Consider the following 4,502-nt stretch of genomic DNA (forward strand, 5'->3'; position numbering starts at 1 on the left):
GGCCACTTTGCAAATCAACATTTCCGTGATCTGTTCCGCACCCACCATCAATTGCACACCAACAGGCGAACCATTTTCAGGCTGTTCAGGGGGGTTTGGCCGCCATCTTTCCGCTTCAGCGGCGGCGACTCAGAAAACAATACACCCCCACAAGGCCCCCGGCAAATCACGGCTGGAAGCACTTCCATGCCCGGAAAATCCCCGGTAAGTAGGCTTTTTTAAGGGACCAAGGCAGGCAAAAGAGCCCTCAGGTCAGGACGGGCTCCGCTATGTAGTGGCTCACATCTTTGGCTGTGTCACAGCACCCGGAAGGTAAGGGTGAAGTCGGCTTCCTGCGGCTTGAGCCGGTACTGCTTCAGCACGCCTGGACCACAGGCAGCCGTGCCCACCCCACGAAGCGCATGGTCCAGGTAAATGTAGCTCCGTCCGTCGGCCTTCAGGTCTGGCCGGTGGGACGCTGCATCGAGAACATCCTGGCCGTAGGGCCGCACACTCAGCGCAAAGGGAGCACCGGAAATCTCCAGCTGCCCAGCCTCGAGCTGAACTGCAGCAGAACGAACCTCTGACCGGGCTCCGCACTCCTGTGGCCGCACGTAGTCCACGTCCATCTCAGCCAAAGGCAGCGAGAACCAGCCCATCCGTGCCCCCTGCCCGGTGTCCGGGTAGCTCTGGTGAGGTCCCTTGCCGTACCAGCTCACCGATTCTGTCCCGTCAGCCAACACCAGTTCCAGCCCGATCCTGGCCCACTCCACCTCGAACCCTCGGTTGACCCACTCACCGTCAGGCCGGACCTGGGTCCGGAGCGCAACCGCTTTGCCGTCGCTGGTCCAGGTGTAGTCAACGAACACACCATACTGCTTGTCGGCTGCACTTACCCGCGTGCGGACCTTCAGCACCTCTCCGCCCTCCGGGTGAGTCTGCGCGCTGATGCCCAGCAATCGGGTGCGGAGCAGGTTCAACCTGGCATCCTTCCACTGGGCGGCGAGCGGCCGGTCGTCGGAGCCGTCCCATTCCCGCCCCAGGTCGTTGTCCGTAGGCGGCCACCACAACGTCAGCCCCAGCTTCTCTACCGGCAGGCCGCCAAGGGAAGTGGGCATCCCAGTGGCCCTGCTCAGAACAAGCGGGCCGAGCGTCAGTACGGAGTCGCCCAGGACGACCGGTTCAAGGGGCTGCGGCTTAACGGAATCCACAGGCTGTCGCACTGACTGCCCCCAGGCAATCTCGTGGCCGGCCGAAGCCCAGGCGCAATCAGCGGCAAGGACGGCGCTGACGGTGAGTACAGCAGCCTGGCCGCCGGGCTGTCGGGCCGCCAGGGCACGCAGACTGTCAGGCAGCTGCACAACTGCCTCGCCCTGAGCCGGCACGGGCGCAACCTCCACCGTCCCGGCGTCGAGAGCGCCGCCGTCGGACGTTACCTCGAAACGGAAGCCGAAGGCGGCCGTATCCGCGAAGTCCTGGCCGTTGCGTAGCGCGAAGCTGGACCAGTCATCGGCCACCATGATATGCAGCGGCTCGATGACCTTTTTGAAGTCCAGCAGCCCAGGACGTGGTCTGCGATCGGCATCCACCAACCCGTCCGTAACGAAGTTGCCGTCGTGGACCTCCTCACCAAAGTCCCCGCCGTAGCCGTAGTGCTGACCGCCGTCAGCAGTGGAAACAGTGATGCCGTGCTCCAGCCACTCCCACACGAAGCCGCCCATGAGGCGGGGGTACTTCTCAAAGAGTTCCTGGTATTCGCTCATGCCGCCTGGGCCGTTCCCCATCGCATGCACGTATTCGCAGAGCACAAAGGGCATGGCCCGTCGGCGCGCATCCAAACCGGCGTCGTCCAGGGGCGGCTCAATTCCCTGCCCTATCAGTGCAGTTTCCGCCTGGCTTGCGTACATCCGCGAGTAGACGTCCACGTGCGCCGACGACCAGTCACCCTCGTAATGGATGGGCCGCAACGGATCCCGGTCCTTCGTCCAGCGTGACATGGCAGCCAGGTTCCTGCCTGTGCCCGCCTCGTTCCCGAGGGACCACATGATCACGCAAGGATGGTTCTTGTCCCGTTCCACGGTTCGGCGCATCCGATCTACCAGCGCCGTCTCCCACCGCGGATCGTCACTGGGGTTCTGCGCCCACCCGGCGCTCTCGAAGCCGTGCGTTTCGAGGTCGCATTCGAGCACCACGTAGAAGCCAAGCTGATCGGCCAGCGCCAGGAAGTCCGGGTGTGGCGGGTAGTGGGAGGTGCGGATGGCGTTGATGTTGTGCTGCTTCATCAGCCGCAGCTCAGCTTCCACCACGTCCCGGGGAACTGCCCGACCGAGCCGCGGATGGTGCTCGTGACGGTTGACGCCACGCAGCAGGATCCGTTGGCCGTTTATTTTGAACTGCGAGTCTTCAATGGTGATACTTCGGAAGCCCAGCTGGAGCGAGACCGTCTCACCCGGGGCGCTGACGGTCGCCGCATAGAGGCGTGGCATTTCTGCGGACCAGGGTTGGACGGCGGGCACGCTTACCTCCATCCCGGCGTCGAGTTCCAGGTTCAGTTCGGGAACGCGGACGACGGCGTCAATCGCCTGCCCGCCGCGGCTCACCATAACCTTGAGTGTGCCTTCGCCAGCGACGGGGTCGTAGCCTGAGTGCACGAAAACGTCGTCGATGCCGTTGCGTGGCCGCGCCTGCAGCGTGACGTCGCGGAAGATGCCGGGGAGCCACCACATGTCCTGGTCCTCTACATAGCTGGCGGCCGAGAACTGGGCCACCCGGACTGCCAGCGTGTTTTTCCCGTGCACCAGGATCCCCGATATGTCGAATTCGTGCGCCAGCCTGCTCCCACGGGTGGTTCCCAGCTCCACGCCGTTCAGCCATACGGTTCCCGAGGACTCAATTCCGTCAAACCGCAGGAGAGCGTGGGGAAAATACTCAGGGCCGGCGTCAAAGACAACCACATAATCACCGATGGGGTTCGCCTCCGGGACATGGGGCGGCTCAACGGCGAACGGGAACTGCACATTCGTGTATGCGGGTGCCCCGTAGCCATGCATCGGCCAACTGGACGGCACGGGGAGGTTGGCGAATCTGTCGAGGTCCTTGCCCTGTTGCCAGCCGTACTTCGGCGCCACCCGGATGCCTGGGCTGAGCCGGAATTTCCACTCCCCGTTCAGTGACAGCTTGGGGGCGTCGCTCTCAAGGTAAGCACGGGGCGCCAGCGAACCCCTTCCGGGCACCGGAGACGCGAGTTCCTCCACTGCCTCCTCCCCGAGAGCCAAAGTTGGCGGCTGTGCACCCATGAAGGGCTGCACAGCAGCGTCAGCAGTTGCGGAAGGGGATTGCACTGACATGGGCTTCCTTGCCTGAGGGGTAGGGATGGAACCTGGCGGCAGGTTTCGCGGGCGAGGTGGACGTGAACGTTCACGTGACCGCTCCAGCCTAACCGTCTTTCATCCTTTTGAGTAGGGGTCAGGCAGACCGTCGAACGACCAGCTGGTGCCTGAGGACCAGGGTGGCATCTGCACTGCCCGCCTCCACATGGCCTGACAGCAGATTGTCCACGAGGTCGACGGCGGCAGTTCCTACCGCGCGGAGGTCGAGCGAGAGGGTGGTCAGCTCAGGTGTAACGAGTTCGCCCAGCGGAATCCCATCCATGCCGATCACGGCACAGTCCCGGGGGATGCTCATGCCGGCATCCTGCAGGGCTTTGATGGCGCCGGCCGCCATGAGGTCGTTGAATGCCATGAGCCCATCGAGGTTGGGGTGCTGACCAACGAGCGTCCGGACGGCTTCCCTCGCAGCCGCGGCTGAGTCGGCTGCGCGGCCGACGACGAGTTCAATCCCGGCTTCACCTGCCGCGGCGGCTACCGCTGAGCATCGGCTGGTAGGAGTGCCCTCCTGCCCCGAATCAAGGTAGGCGACCCGCCGGCGCTGCCCTCCAAGCAGGCGGTCCACCGCCATCCTGGCAGCGTGCGGATAGTCAAAGGAGATGGTCCCGGCAGCTTGCCCCGCTGGATGATCCAGGACCACTACGGGCCGTTGTCCCATCCTTGACTGGGCTTGACCCGAGCTGGCGCCAAAGTAACCTACCAGGGCGTCAACCTGGGGAGCGAGCCGGGCGACGGCGTCCAGGCCGCTTCCGCTGCCGTGGCCGAAATCATCCAGCACCACATTCCACCCCCGCTGGGTGGCCGCTTCCACCACGCTCGATGCAAAGGCGGGAAAGTAGGGATTGGTCAGGTCCGGGATGGCGAGCCCCAAGGATGTCCTGGCTCCCTGCACCAGGCCCTTGGCAAAGCGGCTGGGGGAATAGCCGAGCTCTGCCGCAATCTTCTGGACGCGTTCCCGCGTGCCGGCGCTGATTCCGGGCATATCGTTCATGGCCCGCGTGACTGTCTGCCGTGAAACCCCAGCTGCGGCCGCCACATCCAGGATGGTTGCCCGGTGAGGATGCGGGCGGCGGGAACTGGAAGTCATGACCGTAAGTCTAGGCGTCCGCCCGCTGCCGGCCGTGGGCTGTGGGGGTG

General features: G+C 64.4%; 3 protein-coding genes. 1 reads left to right on the forward strand and 2 read right to left on the reverse strand.

The features are described from left to right. Window positions 1–208: hypothetical protein (locus FDW84_RS19535; RefSeq protein WP_205754768.1), on the forward strand; the 208-nt coding region annotated here is incomplete at its 5' end. An 88-nt stretch (window positions 209–296) separates the two neighbouring features. On the opposite strand, the gene FDW84_RS18930 is transcribed toward FDW84_RS19535, so the two are convergent. Together FDW84_RS18930 and FDW84_RS18935 are read right to left on the reverse strand one after the other, a co-directional pair. Next, window positions 297–3,326 carry a glycoside hydrolase family 2 TIM barrel-domain containing protein gene (locus FDW84_RS18930; RefSeq protein ID WP_138611024.1) on the reverse strand — a complete coding sequence of 1,010 codons (3,030 nt, stop codon included), beginning with the start codon at window positions 3,324–3,326 and terminating at the stop codon, window positions 297–299. 118 nt (window positions 3,327–3,444) lie between these two features. Further along, window positions 3,445–4,452 (reverse strand): LacI family DNA-binding transcriptional regulator, encoded by a 1,008-nt coding sequence (locus tag FDW84_RS18935; protein ID WP_138611025.1) that lies wholly within the window; start codon window positions 4,450–4,452, stop codon window positions 3,445–3,447. Window positions 4,453–4,502: the final 50 nt, after the last annotated feature.

Origin of the sequence: Pseudarthrobacter sp. NamE5 (genome assembly GCF_005796225.1) — a bacterium.
GTDB lineage: Bacteria > Actinomycetota > Actinomycetes > Actinomycetales > Micrococcaceae > Arthrobacter.

Excerpts from the sequence above, each read along its gene's own strand:
- FDW84_RS18930 (WP_138611024.1), bottom strand. The coding sequence starts at position 3,326 with ATGTCAGTGCAATCCCCTTCCGCAACTGCTGACGCTGCTGTGCAGCCC.
- FDW84_RS18935 (WP_138611025.1), bottom strand. The coding sequence starts at position 4,452 with ATGACTTCCAGTTCCCGCCGCCCGCATCCTCACCGGGCAACCATCCTG.